Raw genomic sequence first — 18021 nt, forward strand, 5'->3', positions numbered from 1 at the left:
ATTTATTTTATTAGAAAACGTTAAGAAAATGATTAAAAATGTCGATAGCTATAATTAGAAACCTTTTTCAGATAAAGCATTTTTAGTTGCATCACAAAAATCATTTATTCGTCGTTTTTTACAAAAAATAAAAGAGGGGGACTTGAAGTGAAAAAAAGTAAAAATTTATTTTTACTGTTGGTGCTTTTGATGGGAATTGTTACTAATCTTTCATTATCAGTCAATACGATTATAGCGTTTGGGGAAGGAGTAGAGGAAACAGACATAACCCAAGAAACAAAGAAGCAAACAGATGATTCCGTCGTAAGCTCAACAGAATCATCTTCTGTATCCGAACCAAAAATAACCGAAGAAATAAAAAAACAAGAGACCACAGAATCAATTCCAGAACTAAAGTCTGCTAGTGAACAAAATGAACGCAGAGAAACGCAAGATATTACAACGTTAACCGGAAAAAATAAACTTTCTTTAGATAAAGTTGGCAAGCCTACTATTCTAAAAGATGCTGAAATTACAAATTCAGGAACAGAACTTGCTCCGATTTCTGTAGGTGACAAAATCAACGTTACTTATGATTTTGATATTCCAGAAGAACTTTACTTAAATATTCAAGAGGGAGATTATTTCGAATTTGATTTACCGAAAACTGATCTTGTTAAAATGTATATTGATAATTCTGTGGGAAAAGCGCAACCTCTAAAAGATCAATCAGGAGAAACTCACGGAACGATTATTATCAGTCCGGAGGGACATGCTAAAATTAGTTTTTTTAAGGCGAATGAAAATTTAAATGGGATTAGAGGCTCTATCTATGCCATGCTTCAAATTCAAAGAGATTCAGGAGATTTTCCAGGAAAACATGAAGTTCCTTTTACACAGGTACCTCCGTCTATAGAGAGTGGGTTTGTGTATGTCAAATCAAATCAAGCCCAAGTTTCGCATCAATTTATTGATCAAAAAATAGAGAATAATCATTATACATCCTTAAGCTGGAAAATTATTGTAAATCCTCTCCAAGAAGATTTAACGCGTGCTACTCTAAAACAAACACTTGATGGTACCAATCTAAAACAATTGGATATTATCAAGGCTTACACAGCAGATGTTTCTATAGATGGTTCTAAAATAATTGAAAAAGAACCTGTGACACTTGTTAAAGATAGTCAAGGAAATATTAAGTTTCCTGCTGGTTCAAAAGAAACTTATATTATTTATACAAAGACAACACTTGCTTTTGGAGTCATTGGTAATATTAGCTCAACTGCTAGATTTACAGGTAGTAAGTCGACTAGCGACATACAGAAAGTTAATGTTCAAGGAGCTACACTTATCACAAAAAGTAGTACCCAACCTTATGCAAGTGGACAACCCTTGTTTTGGGAAGCGGTTTATAATCCTGAAAATGTTCATATTCCTAAAGATGAAGCAATAATTACAGATGCTATTTCAGGAAGTAATCATGAGATTATTAAGGAAAGTATTCAATTAACACCTAACTTGCCACACGTCTCAGAACCGACTAATAAAGGTTTTAAAATTAAATTTCAAGGCGATATTACCGAAAAAGTAGTGATTAACTATCAAACAAAATATCTAGGTGGAGAATCAGGATTAGCAAGTAATCGTATCGACTCTGCTAAGCAATATAGCTTAGCATCTGTTAAAGTTCCTCCAACTAAGAGTAATATAGACAGCGCCGTTGAAAAAAGAGGTTCCGTAAAAGATGATGTAGCATCTTGGACAATAACTGCTAACAAACCAAGGCCGTATCAAGAAGTAGATACATTAGAGAAAATAGAAATAACTGACACACTTGATTCAGGTTATATTATTTTAGATGAATCTAAAGAAAATAAAGGAATCATTGTTGAGAAAAGTTCAACAGGCAATACAAATAGTTTTACAGCCGTTTCACCTGATAAATATACGTTAGATTTAAAAAAACGTCCAGATGGTAAAACAAATGGATTTAGTCTTCACTTGGAAAATGCTGGGAAGTTTGTTTATCAAATCAGATATAACTCAGATGTAAGTGAAGTTGCCTTTGTTGATCAAGAAAGAAAATTAAAAAATACAGCAGATTATAACTATTCTCCAGCAAAAAATGGAACAAGTCCTAAAAAAGCGATATGGTCAGTTACTGATCAGAGAAAGTCGCCACTAGTAAAAATGACTGGAACGTACCTTCCAAAAAATAATCAGATTGAGTGGATCGCTTATGTTAATGAGAATAGAATAAATTTAGCTGAAAATGCTGAATTAAAAATTCCCATAACGGAAGGTCTAGAACTTGTCCCAAACTCTGTTAAACTAGAATATTCCTACTCAGCTTCATCAACTAGCTGGTCTAACGACTATAATGCCACTAGTCAATACAATGCAGCAACAAATGAAATTACGGCTAAGTTTAAACCCAATAGTTATCAACGTCGTGTCGTCTTTAGGACGACTAGTAAAATGATTCCCGATGGTATAAAAGACTTAAGTATGAATGGTTTGTATCAAGATAAGTATACTAGTTTGCAAGAGTTTAGTGGCTCCGTGGTCCCAATATCTGATGGTTCAACTTTTTTGAGTGAGACCGGAACCAACAATATAGGAACCAATATAGTCAATTGGAAAACAACGATTAATTTAAATGAATTAGCTATTAAAGACGTTAGTTTGACTAATAATGAATGGCAAAATATGAAAGTCATTAAAAATACCATTAAACTAACAGAACATGATACGATTTCTCGCTTAGATAAACCGTTGATTGAAGGTCAGGATTACCGGTTAATTTATACAGAACGATCCTTTCAAATAGACTTACTAAAAGATTTTTCCAATAATAAAGTCACTTTACTTTTTTCAAGTAATCCAATTTATCCACCTAATTCTTTAGGGATGCCTTTTGTGATGAGTAATAATTTATCTATTTCTGGAAGTAATATTTCTAAAGATAGTGAGCATCGCATTACCACAAGCGTTTCTGGTGTTGTGCCTTCAACTGGTGGTGGTGTGGAAGGAAAAACAGGGCGTGTTATTGTAAATAAAGCAGATGCCTTAGACACAAGTATTATGTTACCGGATGCTGAATTTACCCTTTATAGGGGCAATAAAATCGATCCTGAAAAGATAGTTGATATTAAAAAAACCAACAGTAATGGTAAGATATTTTTCAACGAGTTGACATTTGATCACTATCTGTTAGTTGAAACAAAGGCACCGGATGGTTATCAGTTAAATGCCTCAAATCAAACTGAGATTAATTTAAAAACTGGGGTCACTGAAGATGACACTGAAATTCGGACAATCACTAACCGAAAATTTACAGATATTCTGACAGTTGTTCCAGTCAAAGTTAAGTGGCAGGGCGTACCTGATAGTCTGAATAAGCCTGACGTATCAGCAACGTTGACTAACAATCATGATTTATCCTATGATAAGATGTTAACAGCTGAGAACAATTTTGACGATAACTTTGAAGAAGTTAGAAAGTTCACAACAGATGGTGAGTTGATTGAGTATTCACTAGAAACTACAGCAATTCCAGATTTCAAAACTGAAGTATCTGGATCTAGTCAAGATGGCTTTGCGGTTACTAATACTTACGAAGGTAAAAGAGAAGTTAGTGGTGCGATTACTTGGGATGATTATCAAAACAAATTCCTCACGCGTCCTGAAAATATTGAAATTAGTCTATTTCGTAATAATCAACCAACTGGGCAGACACAAATAGTTCCAACTAATAATACGGATGTATGGCATTATACCTTTGATGATTTGTTAGAGTACGATCCTAATGCCACACCTTACGACTATACAATTTATTTTGGTGAAGTCGATAAGTACACGCAAAAAATTGAGGCAAGTAATCCTTTAGATGTTATTTATCAGCATAAAAATACTGACAAAGTATCAAAACAAATTACCAAAATGTGGGATGATTACTCTAATAAGTTTGATACACGACCAGATTCAGTAAAAGTGGAACTTTATCAAAATGATGCTTACTTAAAAGACATGTTAGTGTCAGGCTCTAAACAAGAGAATATTTGGTCCTCATCCTTCGAAAATTTACCTAAGTATGATAGTCTCGGAGAAGAGTATCGTTATACGATTAAAGAAGCGCTTCCCGAAAACTCTCCTTATCATTCAGAATTAAAAGGAGATATCATTAAAAATACCTATCTAAATACTGAAAAAGTTTCTTTAACCCTTGAAAGTATTTGGGATGACAACGGTGGAGTCGCTGGTAAAAGGCCTGGTCATATCGCTGTAGAAATTCTTCAAAATAATCGCCTCTTATCAGATAAGAGCACACAACTAGAAGGTAATACTGATACATGGGAAAAAACGGTCACGGATTTTCCCAAATATGATGAAAATGGTAATCTTTATGTTTACTCAGCTAGACAAGAAACAGTTGCTGATTATCAAACACGAGGACCACTTCAAACTAGTACAGGGTTTAAATTTGAAAATAGTTACCGAACTTCTGATGAAATTGAAATCGAAGGAACTGTGACGATTTTAGATTATGAAAACAAATTTGGAACACGCCTTGAAACGATTAATTTACGTTTATTCCGTGACAATCAACCAACAGATCAGACGCAAACATTGGCTTTAAATAGAAACAACGACTATCGTTATTCTTTTGGTAGTCAAAAAAATACAGATGATACGACAAACAACAACTATTCATATCAAGTTGTTGTTGAAAATGAAACTGATTTTCTAAATGAAGGTTATACTAAATCTCTTTCAATAGATGAGAGACATATCACTTTTGAATACCTAAACCAAGCAACCATTGAAATTAATGGGACTAAAAAATGGGATGATTACCATAATCAATTTGATACACGTCCTGATAAAATTTCGATTGATTTCTTTCGAAATGAGCGCTTCTTAAAAACGTTAATCTTAGATACGACTGATACAAGTAGAGATGAATTTTCATTTAAGATTAGTCAATTACCACGTTATGATACAACCGGTGTTCCTTACCGTTATAGTGCTATTGAAAATATTGGTAGTGGTACTTCGACTTTAATGGATTATCAAACTAGCTATCTATGGCTTCCTGATAATTTTAGCGCATTAGATTTTGGAGATGTGAGTAAGAATGTCTTAATCACTAATACGTATAAAAATCTGGAAACTAAGTCTCTAACAATCACCAAAAAATGGGATGACTATCACAATAAATTTAATACTCGTCCTGAATCAATCACTTTTGTCTTATCAAACAATAAAGGTGAAGTTCTTGATGAACAAGTGACTGTTCAAAACCCTAATGATGATAGTGATACATGGTACCACGAAATAACTAATCTACCTATATACGATGAACAAGGGAATACCATAAAATATAAAGTAGACGAAAAGGTTCCTAACAACTACCAACTAACGCAAATTTCTAATGATACTAGTTTATTTGTGAATACTTATCGTAATACAGATAAAAAAACAATTGTCGTTGATGTTACTTGGGATGATGAAGAAAATAAATTAAACCTCAGACCTGATAGTACCTCTGTGTCATTAAATCAAAATGGAGTGAAATTTCAAGAAAAAGTGATTACCAAAGAAATGAATGATTATGCTGAATTCAAAGATTTACCTAAATTCGATAGTGACGGTGAGTTGTATGAATACACCATTTCACAGAGAGACGTCAATCAATATCAATTGTTAAATAAGGATGAATTAAGTACGGCAGGAACTTCCTTTACAATTAAGAATAAATTCATTAACACTGCTACCATTGATCTATCAGGCTCTATTAATTGGATTGATAGCAATGAATCACTTTCTAGTAGACCAGATCATGTGCAACTAATGCTTATTCAAAAAGATAGTGATGGTAAGTCAACATCTGATAATCCTTTTAAAACAATAAAGGTAACTGCTCCTTTAAATAAGCAAAATAATCAATGGTATTTTAGTTTTGATGATTTGCCACAATATGATGATTATCTAGAGCCTTATGGCTATGAAATTGTGCAAGAATCGATTGATAACTATCAAACAAGTATCGCTGATAGCCTGATAATCAATACTTACACATATCCTGAAAAAACAAAAGCAGAAGGTAAGGTTACGTGGAATGACTACAGCAATGAATTCAATACGCGACCTGAGAAGTTAAAACTAGCCCTTAAACAGAACGGTTTGAAAATTGATGAAAAAGAGATTTCTACAGATTCAGATACCAGTAACTATGCGTTTGATGAATTAAAGCAATTTGATTCAGAAGGTAAGACTTACTCTTATACCGTAGAACAAAGTAATCTACCTAGTAAATACACTGGTAAAGCTGACGGTTTTAATTTTACGAATACTTTTGTGAATGAAGAAAAGACAACGGTAGAAGGTAACGTTACGTGGAATGACTACAGTAATAAGTTCGACACTCGTCCTGAGAAATTAACGCTTATTCTTAAACAGAACGGAATGAAAGTTGATGAGAAAGTAATCTCTACAACTTCAGATACAAGTACCTATGCGTTTAATGAATTGAAGAAAGTTGATTCAGAAGGTAAGACTTACTCTTATACCGTAGAACAGAGTAATATGCCTAATGAATACTCTGTTAAAGCTGATGGATTTAATTTTACGAATACTTTTGTGAATGAAGAAAAAACAACAGTAGAAGGTAACATTACGTGGAATGACTACAGTAATAAGTTCGACACTCGACCTGAAGCTGTAACAATTGAACTTTATGCTAATCAAAAATTAATTGATACTAAAATTGTTTCAGCTCAACAAACAGATACTTGGGTATTTGAATTTAAAAATTTGGCTAAAAACGATGAAATAAACAAAGAAATCAGCTACACAACAAAACAAGTAGCTGTAGAAAAGTATCACTCTCAAAACAATCAACATATCATCACAAATCATTATCAAAACAATGAATTGATTGAAATGAAAGCAGCAGTTGAGTGGATAGACACCGATAACAAGTTAAATACTCGACCGGAAAAAGTATCAGTGACACTTTATGGTGATCAACATGCCATTGAAAAGATAGAAGTCAAAAAAAAAAATAACTACAAACATACTTTTAATGATTTACCAAAATATGATAAAGAAGGTAATGAAATTGAGTACCGAGTAGAACAAGAAAAAATTAAAAATTACCAAACTGAGATAACTTATCAAAGAAACATAACGAATTTTAGAAACACCTATCAAAACAAAGAAACATTAGAAGTTTCTGGTAATATCATCTGGAAAAACGATAGTAAACAACTAAGTAAACGACCAGAAAAAGTAAGAGTAAATTTATATCAACAGACTACTTTTGGAATAAATTTACTTATGGAATCAATCGATGTTACTCCAGATCAAAATGGTCAATGGAAATACAGCTTTAAAGAGTTAAAAAAATATGACTCACTTTTAGATACGTACCAATACTCAGTTGCTCAAGAAAAAATAGCAACTTATGAGACAACTTATGACCGTTTTGATATCATAAATACACGAAATAATAAAGATATCTCGATATTACCAGTCACAACTATAAACAAAATAGACCCACAGAAAAAAACGACGAATAAAAAGCAACAATTCCCAGCAACTGGGGAAAAATTAAACAATAAAATGTTTTATCTAGGTTTACTGACACTCATTACAAGTAGTGCTATTTTCCTTACTAGAAGAAAGACAAGGAAAAGTGAATAATAAAAAATAAGCTAGAAGGTGATTATTTGCTTTCTAGCTTGTTTTTTTGCAAAAAATAGAGGCTGACAATAAAATTTGCCAACCTCAAAAATCTATTAATTTAACTAATCTTTATTTTTATCTAATTTTTCCTTGGCTTTTTCGACTAACTCCTCGGAAATATCCTTAATATCTGCTTTGACCTCTTTTGCTTTACCAATCGCTTGATCGACAATTCCCTCAGCTTTCATACCTTTGTCATTTGTAATATCACCGGTCACTTCCTTTGCCTTGCCTTTTACTTTATCCGTAAAACCTTTATCAGTCATAGAAAAACCTCCTTGATATTCTTTTTGTTACAAGTGAATTCTAACATATAAGACTTTAATAGTACAAATGATACGATTTATAGTTTTCAAAATATATAATGAAATCTTTGGTTCATAAATAGGGTAGTGGTATTTGATGACATAAGAGAATAGATGATACTACCGAGGAGTTAAAAGTTATTAAGTTACAACCCATCCATCCCACCAGCATGTCCACCAACTAAATGACTGCGAGCAATAGCTGTCGCGCCTTCCATCAAACTACTCGTATGATAAATCGCATCAAATCCATATTCTTTTCTAATCTGATCAATCGTTGTATCAAGCAGCTGATTACTCATGCTTTCTTCTGGTTGATCAAACAAATTAAGTTGAAGAGACGTATCAGTAGACAACTTGGAAAAATTAACCGCAACATTCCGAACAGCACTCCCATCATAAAATTTATCAAAAAGTTGTAAACAATAGGAAACTAATTCTTTTGAACTATTCGTTTTAGGAATACTCAGTTGGCGACTAAATCCAGAAGAAAGTTCCGTTCTAGAATAACTTATCGATACCTGCACACAACTAGTTTGCATCTCTCTTGCTCGAAGTCTTGCCGCAACTTGTTCTGTCATCTCACGAAGAACAAGTTTAGTCTCAACTGGATTAGTATAGTCTTTCAGCAATACTTGGCTGTTACCAATGTTTTTGGATTTTGGCGTATATTTTTCTGAGATATCTGTTCGATCAATTCCCCACGCATGAGCGATTAACTGTTGTCCAATAATTCCCAGAGATTCCTTCATCTTAAAAAAATCATAGTGAGCTAAGTCGTAAATAGAATAAATTCCTTTATTATTTAACCGTTTTTCTGTTTTGGTATTAATCCCCCAAAAGTCCGTCATCTTTTTAATTTTCCAAACGGTTTCAGGAACATCTTCGTAGTGCCAAGAAGCAATCATGCTCGGCTCATGTTTGGCCCCGTTATCCAGAGCTAGTTTACTTAGGAGCATGTTGTCGCCAATACCTACAGTACACGGTAGACCTAATTTTAGTTTGATTTCATCTCTAAAGTGCTCAGCAAATTGGTAAGGGGAGAGGCCAAATAATTTTTGCGATCCCTTCACTCGGACAAAGGTTTCATCAATCGAATAAATCAAAATATCTTCATCTGACACGTATTGTTTAAAAACATTATTTAGTTGAAGATTCTTTTCAATATATAAATTCATACGAGGTTCCGCAAAAATGAGTTCTTTATGATAGGGGATTTCAAACCTTCGACTGACATTACTAATACCTAAGATTTCTTTTGCTTTTGGTGATGCTGATAAGGCTAACCCACCAGGTGAATCGCCACCACTCATCACAACAAGCAATGCTTTTAAAGGGTCTTCACCTCGTTCCACACACTCCACTGAAGCATAAAAAGATTTCATATCAATACATAAAATAGGCTCCACTTTTTCTTCACTGTAATCAAAATATTGGTTGTTTTTTTGCCACACTTTAAGAGACACCTTCCTTCAAATACCACTTTACACTTGGTGTGATGACAATGTGTCGAATTAAATCCAGCTGTATCTGTCCATTACTAAGGAATAGAATATCTCCGTTAAAACCAAGAACTTTTCCCATGATGTTATCTCGAAAACCTCGATTATCCATTGATTTCACGTTAGGTTGAATCACTACGGGTAGATCCTTCACTAAAGCTATCTCAATGACTTCAGAAATCGCTTCATAAGACATCTCTTCTAATCCAAAATTAAAGCGCCTAGATTCACGATTTTCTTTATCAATTTCTCTCGTATGTTCAGAGAGATAAAAGCCCATGTATTTTTGAATCCCACGATCATGGTAATAATTATTCAATTTCATTAAGCGCCACACTCCTTTAAAAAGGGTCTATCCATACTTACCGAATGTCTAATCCCTAATTTTTTGACAATCAACTGCTGTTTTTGATTGTATTGACCGAACAACGCGACTTCTTTTTTACCGTTCTCTAAAAAGAGTAGTTGATGACAGATAGCTTTATCAGTCACCAAACAATTTACTTTATCACTACCGATAACTAAGGTAAAACGTAGTAAAATATTAGGATACATCGATAAACATTTAATTTTATCAACCACACCAATTAAATTTTCTTTTGCCATACATCATCACTCCATTTATTTGATATACTAATTATACGAACGTTTGTTCTTATTGTAAAGGGGAACACGAAAAGATAACATAGATTAAAAGATGTCAGGTCAAGGAGGCGTAGGAAATGAGATGTAGCAGTCAAACATTATTAAATCAGTATCAAGTCAGAAAATCATTAATGGAAAAACAACGCTTTATTAAATGGTTAAAAGAACATTTAAATAGTTACGACTATCAGATAAGAGAAGAAGCTTTTGAAAAAAATGGCACTAACTTAGTTATTGGGGAACTAGAAACTGCGGAGGTTATTTTAACAGCTCATTATGATACTCAACCTAATGGGGTAATTCCGGTATTTATGGGATTTAGTAACTGGCTTTCTTTTTTTATTAGCCAAGTCTGGGTCTTATTACCCACTATTTTACTGCTTCACTTTACAAGCTACCATATAGGCTCATTAATCGCTGATTTTAGTATTAACCACGTGTTAATGGCTTTAATTTTAGGAATCAGTTGTATTTTATACCTCTATCAATTAACAAAAGGGTTTGCCAACAAACATACGGCTAACGATAACACATCAGGGGTCGCAACTTTACTAGCAATTTTAGAAGATTTACCTAAGGAAGAGCGTGAAAAAGTTTGTGTTGTCTTTTTTGATCAGGAAGAAATCGGGTTAGTCGGCGCTGCTAATTTTAAACGAAAGCATGAAGCAGAGGTCAAAGATACCCCTTTAATCAACTTCGATTGTGTCGCAAATGGAAACACCTTTTGTTTTGTTCATAAGAAAAAATTTAGAGAGTCGTTTAAATTTACTCAACTGAAGGTGGCGGTTGAAGAAGTGTCACTACCTGAAACTAAATTTACTCACTTTGGTCCAGCTCTGACTCATATCTATACTTCAGATCAATTGATTTTCAAAAATAGCGTTGGAGTGGTTGCCGCTAAAAAATTACCTTTATTTGGGTATTATATTAATGATATTCATACAGGATTAGATACTAAATTTGATGAGCAGAATATTGAGATATTAAAAGAAATGATGTTAGAATTTATCAGGAAAATATAACAAAAAGCAATATCTTATCACAAAAATAAGATATTGCTTTTCTTTTCGTTTACTGGAATAGACTGTAAGTAGAGACAGTTTTTTCCTTTAACTATTTTCATCGGTTTAGTGTAACCAAAACACAATTGCTTTAACCGGTTTAAACGATTATTTTCTATCTCAAAAGACAAGGCATTGTCACTTTTTTGACAAATTGACAGATGAACTTCTTTTTCAAAAAGCACTCTTATGATGAAAAAAGCTCCCTCATCCTCCCAATTGAAAGAGAGGTAGTGCTGACTTTCTTTAATTATCTCTACAACGTTACTATTCTTTATATGGTCTAACTTAATCATTTATCCTTCGCTCCTTAAAAAGATTATACGAATATACGTTCTCTTTGTAAAGCGAACAAAAGATTAAATACGATTAAGTGATTGACTCCAGTAAATAACTGATTTATTTTGTGTCTTCCAATAACCTGATGTTCCTTCTTTGTCTTCAACAGTTTTGTTTATTTGATATACGGAATGATCTTTATTTTCGGATAGCTTTGTAATATCAGCATTTATTGAGCCTTTGACATCACCTGATCTTAGAATACCTAGGCGGACAGAACCTTCTGGCGTTAAAAATATGTAACACAATAGAAAAACTAGTCCTAGTTTAAATAGTAATGAAATAAAGCGTTTCATTTAAACAGTCCTTTCCTTAATGTAAGTTCATTTTACTTAAAAAAAATGAAGATTTAATGTTTTTATTGGTACGAAAATTTGTCAAAAAATGATATGATGTTCCTAGACGTAAAGGAGATGATCTTTTGTGATGACGTCACTGTATGTGAATACACTAGAAGAATTGGAAAAAGCAATCATTAGACGAGATGAAATTATCTGGATTGATGCCACTTTGCAAGATATAACTTTAAAAAATTCGCAACAAAGAACTGTTAAAACACCTGTAACAACTGACACTCATAATCATGGATTTAACGAAACTGTCCTTTGGTTACTTGGTCAATTATTTCATCAATTGTCGCTTCAGCCAATTGAAGACTCAAAAAAACAACAAATCATACAAAAAATGACCCAATACTATAAAATAGAATTAAAAAATGGATTAATTTACTTATCTTTAAAATAAATTAATTACAAAAATACTAGGATGTTGACTATGACACTAACACTAACTAAAATTGATAATTTATTAAAAGAAGCAGGTTTATTAAAGGAGTATGTTTACAAAAATAATTGGTATTATAATTTACCTCTACCAGTAGAATTAGAAATAAAGGAACTTTCTTATGATTCAAGAAAAGTAACTCCTGATACATTATTCTTTTGCAAAGGTCTAAACTTTAAAGAAGAATATCTGGAAAAAGCAATCGAAGCTGGTTTAGAATATTACATTTCAGAGACACCTTATGAAGTTAACAGTAAGTTAGGCATTATTGTAACGGATATTAGAATAGCAATGGCTTTAATTAGTATGAATTTTTATGATTTACCACAAGAAAAGCTGACAGTTATTGGTTTTACAGGAACCAAAGGTAAAACAACCGCTGCGTACTTCACAAAATTTATTTTAGATGAAGCAACGGATAATAAAACAGCTATGTTATCAACGATGAATACAACTTTAGATGGTGTAAACTATTTTAAATCAGCTCTGACGACACCAGAATCATTAGATCTTTACAAAATGATGGCAGAAGCCGTTTCTAATAAAATGACCCATTTAATCATGGAAGTCTCATCTCAAGCTTATAAGTTGAATCGTGTCTATGGTTTAACTTTTGATGTGGGTATCTTTTTAAATATTTCACCAGATCATATTGGGCCAATCGAGCACCCAACATTTGATGATTATTATTATTGTAAAAGAAGACTAATTGAAAATTCAAAACGAATGGTCTTAAATACGGATACAAAAGATTATATTTTATTAAAAGAATTAACTGAAAGTAAAAATATTCCCTACTATTCTTATAGTAGTACAGATAAAGAAGCTGATTATACTTGGGAAACTGTCGATAATAGTTTGTTAGACTTTACTGTCCACTCTACTCATGAAGATTCTTTAGATATTAATGAAACCTACACAATCAAGTTAATGGGTGATTTCAATAAAGATAACGCCTTAGCAAGTTTGATTACAACAAAAATAGCTGGTGCTAATAAAGAAGCGGCTAAAAAGGGGTTAGCTAATACACTTGTTCCAGGTCGAATGGAGCATTTAAAACATCCTAATGGCGCTAATGTTTTTGTCGATTACGCTCATAATTATTCTAGTCTAAAAAATCTACTAACTTTTGCTAAACAAGCGCATCCAATGGGTAAGATTATTACGGTTATCGGAAGCACAGGTGATAAAGGTATTTCTAGACGTACTGACTTTGGTCAAGTTTTATCTGAGCTAACAGATGTTGCGATTTTAACAGCTGATGATCCTGGTTCAGAAAATCCTAAAGATATCGCTATGGAAATTAGTGCGGCTATCAATAATCCAAAAGTTAATCAAAAAATTATTGTAGACAGAGTAGAAGCAATCCAAACTGCACTTTCACTTGCTGAAAAAAATGACTCAGTTATTATCGCTGGTAAAGGACAAGATAAGTATCAAAAAATAAAAGGTGTCGATACACCGTATGTGGGTGACTACTCAGCAGCTGAATCTTATATCGAAACATTGAAATAGACGACAAAAAAAGCCATATCATCAGTGTGATTATATGGCTTTTTTTAATGAACTGCGATCATCCTAAATATAATTAATGGATACTTGATTATGATAGAAAAATTATTAATAAAAACGTAAGCTCATTTCCTGACTAAATAATCTATGTTATAGTAAAAAAGAAATGTGAGAGTGAGGGTACTATGAATAAAAAAACAATAATTATTAGTGCAAGTACTGCAGCTATTTTATTAGCAGCAGGTGGAGGATACTTTGCCTATCAGCAGCATGATAAATCATTACAGAAAAAAGCCGTGGATAATTTTGTCACTTCATTTGAAAAGAAAGACTTTGATAAATTAGCAACAACTTTATCTAAAAAGTCTGTCAAAGATCAAGGGTTAGATCAAAAAAAAGTGAGCGAAAAATACGATTCTATTTTTAATGGCTTAGGAATAGCTGGTATTAAAGGAAATATTGAGAATCTCTCAAAAAAAGAGTTTAATCTATCTTTCAATATGACAACACCTTTTGGAAAATTAGAAAAGGAAAAAATGACAGGTAAATTAATCAAAGAAGATGGACAATATCTTATTGATTGGAATTACTCTTTAATTTTTTCTAAAATGGAAAAGGGAAATAAAGTTTATATTAGTAGTGAGCCACCTAAACGAGGAGAAATTCAAGATGTTAACAAACAGCCGTTAGCTACAGAACATGCTTATCCTCAGTTTGGAATTATCCCTAACAAATTAGGTGAAGGAGACGCAAAAAAACAAGCTCTAGCTGAGATTAGTAAAAAATTTGATATGACCGAAGAGCAATTAATGGGAATTTTATCCCAAGAGTGGGTCAAAGAAGATTCTTTCGTTCCAATAAAAATAGTGGATTTCAATGAAGAATTAGAAAAATATGAAACAACAGGTATTAGTAATCAAACAGTGAACAAACGGTACTATCCATTAGCACAAGCAGGTGCTCAGTTAATTGGTTATACTGGTAAAACTACAGCAGAGGAAATCGAAAAGGACCAATCATTAACAGGATTTGATGAAATTGGTAAGACAGGTTTAGAAGCTCAGTTTGATAAAGCATTAAGAGGTAAAACAGGTGGGAAAATTGAGATTGTTGATGAAAATGGAGAATTTTTAGAAACCCTTATCGAACAAAAAAAACAAGACGGTAAAGATATTCAGTTAACAATTGACCGTCAAATTCAAAAAAGTGCATTTGAAGCGTTGGATAATTTACCAGGGTCAACCGTCGTAACAACACCTACTAATGGACAATTAAAAGCAATTGTTAGCTCACCCTCTTACGATCCAAACAAATTTGTTTTAGGCATGTCACAAAAAGAATACGATTCTATAGCAAAAGATCCGCTAAATCCATTCTTAGCACGTTTTGGAACTGGTTATGCCCCTGGCTCAACCTTTAAAGCCATCACAGCAGCTATTGGAATTGATGAAAAGGTGACAACACCTGAAAAAACACATGAAATTAGCGGGCTTAAGTGGCAAAAAGATGGTTCATGGGGCGATTATTTCGTGACCCGAATAACAGATGCCGCAACAGTAGTTAACATGGATTCAGCATTGATTCATTCAGATAATATTTATTTTGCTCAAGAAGCATTAGAAATTGGAAAAGATAAGTATTTAGCAGGGCTTAAAAAATTTCCTTTTGGAGAAAAAATGAACGTCCATATTCCAATGACACCCGCTCAAATTAGTAATGATGAGATTAAATCTGAGATATTATTAGCTGATACTTCATATGGTCAAGGACAACTACTGATTAATCCAATCCAACAAGCGGTTATGTATTCAGCATTTGCTAATCAAGGTAACGTTGTCTACCCACAAATACTTGTTGGAGAAGAGGTCAAACAAAAAGAAGGCGTTGTATCAAAATCAGCTACTGAGTTAGTCACAAATTCACTCATTAAAACAGTAGAAGATGAAAACGGAACTGCACACCCTTTAGCCACAGGTGATAATAGCATTGCAGCTAAAACCGGAACAGCAGAAATCAAAGAAAAACAAGACACTAAAGGCCAGGAAAATAGCTTTGTTTTAGCTTATGATGCCAAAGAAAGCAAATATCTTGTAGTTAGTATGATTGAAGATGCTAAAGATACATCTGCTGTGTCAAAAAACAAAGAATTTATTCACTCATTAAAATAATATTTATAACTATTTTATGTAAACCAAAATAATATAAAAAAACATTCAACACAATTTTATTTTTGTGTTGAATGTTTTTTAGATTTCTTCAAGATCAATTTCATAGACTGTGTTAGAAAAATGCGTTAGCTTCTGGATATGTTGTAGCATTAATAAGATCCAACTAAAAGCTAAACCAAAAGCAATTAATTCAAAAACAGTTAAAGAGAGGTACCCAATATTTTGAAATAGAAAATTAGCTATAACTAAAGATATCGCAATACCATAAGAGATGATTAGGAACTCTTTTGTTACTTTGGGTAGTAACCACTTAATTCCAATAATTAAAATAATGATTAAAAGTACAAGCCAGTTGGCCGCTTTTGTGTGCAGTACATGCAATTGACCTGTCCCATTATTAGGGAAAAAACCAACAGCTCCTAATGAAATTGCCATTAGCGTTAAAAGAATTCTTAAAATAAGTAATTTCCAACCAGTGTACTCATTTTTCTTTAAATTAACAAAAAGATAATCAATCAGAGCAACTAATAATAAAGCTGATAACATTAAAGTTAAATTAAATTGCCAACTATTAACCGCTTCATTTGTTCCTAAAAAACTAAAATTATGTTGCCACCATTTACTCTCGCTATTAGTTAACATTGCGAAAAAGACACCACCGATTATGACAAAAATTAATAGATTGACAATCATGTTCGATGTAAAACTTAGGGCGGCATAAATCATTAGGTAATTAATAATAGCTGTAAATAGAAAGAAAATCATGGTCGCTGTATAAATATCAAAACTCGCGCCATCAAACATGATACCAATCATCCAAAAGAAACATAAAATACCTAAAGACAACATCACAATAAAAGAAAAAATAACGGTTGGTACATTACGCCAAAGAATATCCTTCAAATTATCCTTTTTATGATTCCTTTTTTCTTTAATAAAAAAGAAGATAAAAGATATCCCACCACTCAGTAAACCTAGAGCAGAAACGGCACTTGCAATAGATTGATCACCAGTCATTGGAATTTGAGTACTATTTTCAAAATAAAAGAAACTAAAGAAAGCTAGGCTACTTAGAATAACAGGTATTAAAAACCATCTTAAGGAGACGTCTTGAAATTCTGCTGTATTTTTCTTTCGTTCGATAACAATGCGATTATTTTCTTTTTTCAAAAAGATCGTATTTTGTTCTGAAAGTTTTAGTTCTTCCACAATTTCTTCTGGCAATTTTATTTTAAATTCAGATAATTTCATTTATGAACTCCTATTCATTAAATACTTCAATTCTTATATTCTCATATTGAATGGGAGGATTCAAGTTTTTACCTGCTTAAAAACTTTTATTTTTCGACCAATTGATAACTCCTGAAAGTAGAAATAAACTAATAAGCGTTCCTTCTCTAATCACGATAGGCAATGAAAAAGTAAGGGAGATAAATACAGACATAACAACACAGACAATGTCTACACCATAACGATAAGTTGAAAATTTAAATCTAGTTTTATCTGCGAGTAGCTGACAAAAAGATTCTATCGGAAATTTTAATAAGCTCAACCGTAAAACTTGTCCGGTACCTGCTCCAGCAATCAAAACACCTATTAAAAAAACAACTAAACGTAGAGAATAAGCTGACAACATTATATTACCTAATAGGTGATAGTAAACAAAATTAATGACTTCTCCAAAACTCATAACAGCAACCAACATAAGAACATATTTTGAGATGCGACGTTCTTTATCTAAAATAAGGCAGCCTATTAAAAAACTAACATTTAATAAAGTTGTGACTGTCCCAATTTGAATACCCCATAAATTGCTTAATGAGACGTTCAGTGAATTAAAACTACTCACCCCAACATTGGCTTTAATCGTTAAAGAAATACCAATTGCACTAATAAAGTAATACAGTAATGATTGCAATAATTTTTTCATAAATATAACCACCTTTTTCCTTTGATAAGCCTATGGTATCTCATTTCC

General features: G+C 32.6%; 13 protein-coding genes. 5 read left to right on the plus strand and 8 right to left on the minus strand.

Annotated elements, in window-relative coordinates:
* Positions 1-147: 147 nt before the first annotated feature.
* Positions 148-7686: a Cna B-type domain-containing protein gene (locus FM121_RS06720; protein ID WP_086951403.1), complete on the plus strand. Its 7539-nt coding sequence runs from the start codon at positions 148-150 to the stop codon at positions 7684-7686.
* A 104-nt stretch (positions 7687-7790) separates the two neighbouring features.
* Here FM121_RS06720 and FM121_RS06725 read toward each other — a convergent pair whose 3' ends face one another.
* From FM121_RS06725 to FM121_RS06740, 4 genes are all read right to left on the minus strand, one after another.
* Positions 7791-7994 (minus strand): CsbD family protein, encoded by a 204-nt coding sequence (locus FM121_RS06725; RefSeq protein WP_086951404.1) that lies wholly within the window; start codon positions 7992-7994, stop codon positions 7791-7793.
* Positions 7995-8179: 185 nt separating this feature from the next.
* Positions 8180-9418 (minus strand): Y-family DNA polymerase, encoded by a 1239-nt coding sequence (locus FM121_RS06730; RefSeq protein ID WP_086951615.1) that lies wholly within the window; start codon positions 9416-9418, stop codon positions 8180-8182.
* A 70-nt stretch (positions 9419-9488) separates the two neighbouring features.
* On the minus strand, positions 9489-9860 hold the full coding sequence (locus FM121_RS06735) for a hypothetical protein (protein ID WP_086951405.1): 372 nt from the start codon (positions 9858-9860) through the stop codon (positions 9489-9491).
* The gene (locus tag FM121_RS06740; protein ID WP_086951406.1) at positions 9860-10141 is read right to left on the minus strand and encodes a hypothetical protein; all 282 of its coding nucleotides are present in this window, start codon (positions 10139-10141) and stop codon (positions 9860-9862) included. Before FM121_RS06740 ends, FM121_RS06735 begins: the two co-directional genes overlap by 1 nt.
* Positions 10142-10257: 116 nt before the next feature.
* Between FM121_RS06740 and FM121_RS06745 the strand changes: the two genes are divergently transcribed.
* Positions 10258-11202: a M28 family peptidase gene (locus tag FM121_RS06745; protein ID WP_086951407.1), complete on the plus strand. Its 945-nt coding sequence runs from the start codon at positions 10258-10260 to the stop codon at positions 11200-11202.
* 17 nt (positions 11203-11219) lie between these two features.
* Here the strand turns inward: FM121_RS06745 and FM121_RS06750 are convergent, their stop codons facing one another.
* On the minus strand, positions 11220-11537 hold the full coding sequence (locus FM121_RS06750) for a hypothetical protein (RefSeq protein WP_086951408.1): 318 nt from the start codon (positions 11535-11537) through the stop codon (positions 11220-11222).
* A 63-nt stretch (positions 11538-11600) separates the two neighbouring features.
* Positions 11601-11876 carry a hypothetical protein gene (locus FM121_RS06755; RefSeq protein WP_086951409.1) on the minus strand — a complete coding sequence of 92 codons (276 nt, stop codon included), beginning with the start codon at positions 11874-11876 and terminating at the stop codon, positions 11601-11603.
* A 127-nt stretch (positions 11877-12003) separates the two neighbouring features.
* Between FM121_RS06755 and FM121_RS06760 the strand changes: the two genes are divergently transcribed.
* The 3 genes from FM121_RS06760 (at position 12004) to pbp4 (ending at position 16043) form a co-directional block, all read left to right on the plus strand.
* Positions 12004-12324 carry a hypothetical protein gene (locus tag FM121_RS06760; protein WP_086951410.1) on the plus strand — a complete coding sequence of 107 codons (321 nt, stop codon included), beginning with the start codon at positions 12004-12006 and terminating at the stop codon, positions 12322-12324.
* A 30-nt stretch (positions 12325-12354) separates the two neighbouring features.
* Entirely contained in the window at positions 12355-13878 is a 1524-nt protein-coding gene (locus FM121_RS06765) for a UDP-N-acetylmuramoyl-L-alanyl-D-glutamate--L-lysine ligase (protein WP_086951411.1), read from the plus strand.
* A gap of 182 nt (positions 13879-14060) precedes the next feature.
* Positions 14061-16043 carry a penicillin-binding protein PBP4(5) gene (gene pbp4 / locus FM121_RS06770; protein ID WP_086951412.1) on the plus strand — a complete coding sequence of 661 codons (1983 nt, stop codon included), beginning with the start codon at positions 14061-14063 and terminating at the stop codon, positions 16041-16043.
* A 78-nt stretch (positions 16044-16121) separates the two neighbouring features.
* Here the strand turns inward: pbp4 and FM121_RS06775 are convergent, their stop codons facing one another.
* A complete protein-coding gene (locus tag FM121_RS06775) occupies positions 16122-17294 on the minus strand; it encodes an AbrB/MazE/SpoVT family DNA-binding domain-containing protein (RefSeq protein ID WP_086951413.1) in 1173 nt (390 codons plus the stop codon).
* Between the two features lie 76 nt (positions 17295-17370).
* The gene (locus FM121_RS06780; RefSeq protein WP_179203823.1) at positions 17371-17979 is read right to left on the minus strand and encodes a YczE/YyaS/YitT family protein; all 609 of its coding nucleotides are present in this window, start codon (positions 17977-17979) and stop codon (positions 17371-17373) included.
* Between the last annotated feature and the right edge of the window lie 42 nt (positions 17980-18021).

Origin of the sequence: Vagococcus fluvialis bH819 (genome assembly GCF_900163795.1) — a bacterium.
GTDB classification, from domain to species: Bacteria; Bacillota; Bacilli; order Lactobacillales; family Vagococcaceae; genus Vagococcus; species Vagococcus fluvialis_A.

What these genes read in the sequence shown, in the direction of transcription:
- FM121_RS06730 (WP_086951615.1), bottom strand. Translation starts at nt 9,418, where the DNA reads ATGAAATCTTTTTATGCTTCAGTGGAGTGTGTGGAACGAGGTGAAGAC.
- FM121_RS06725 (WP_086951404.1), bottom strand. Translation starts at nt 7,994, where the DNA reads ATGACTGATAAAGGTTTTACGGATAAAGTAAAAGGCAAGGCAAAGGAA.
- FM121_RS06750 (WP_086951408.1), bottom strand. Translation starts at nt 11,537, where the DNA reads ATGATTAAGTTAGACCATATAAAGAATAGTAACGTTGTAGAGATAATT.
- FM121_RS06775 (WP_086951413.1), bottom strand. Translation starts at nt 17,294, where the DNA reads ATGAAATTATCTGAATTTAAAATAAAATTGCCAGAAGAAATTGTGGAA.
- pbp4 (WP_086951412.1), top strand. Translation starts at nt 14,061, where the DNA reads ATGAATAAAAAAACAATAATTATTAGTGCAAGTACTGCAGCTATTTTA.
- FM121_RS06755 (WP_086951409.1), bottom strand. Translation starts at nt 11,876, where the DNA reads ATGAAACGCTTTATTTCATTACTATTTAAACTAGGACTAGTTTTTCTA.
- FM121_RS06740 (WP_086951406.1), bottom strand. Translation starts at nt 10,141, where the DNA reads ATGGCAAAAGAAAATTTAATTGGTGTGGTTGATAAAATTAAATGTTTA.
- FM121_RS06735 (WP_086951405.1), bottom strand. Translation starts at nt 9,860, where the DNA reads ATGAAATTGAATAATTATTACCATGATCGTGGGATTCAAAAATACATG.
- FM121_RS06765 (WP_086951411.1), top strand. Translation starts at nt 12,355, where the DNA reads ATGACACTAACACTAACTAAAATTGATAATTTATTAAAAGAAGCAGGT.
- FM121_RS06745 (WP_086951407.1), top strand. Translation starts at nt 10,258, where the DNA reads ATGAGATGTAGCAGTCAAACATTATTAAATCAGTATCAAGTCAGAAAA.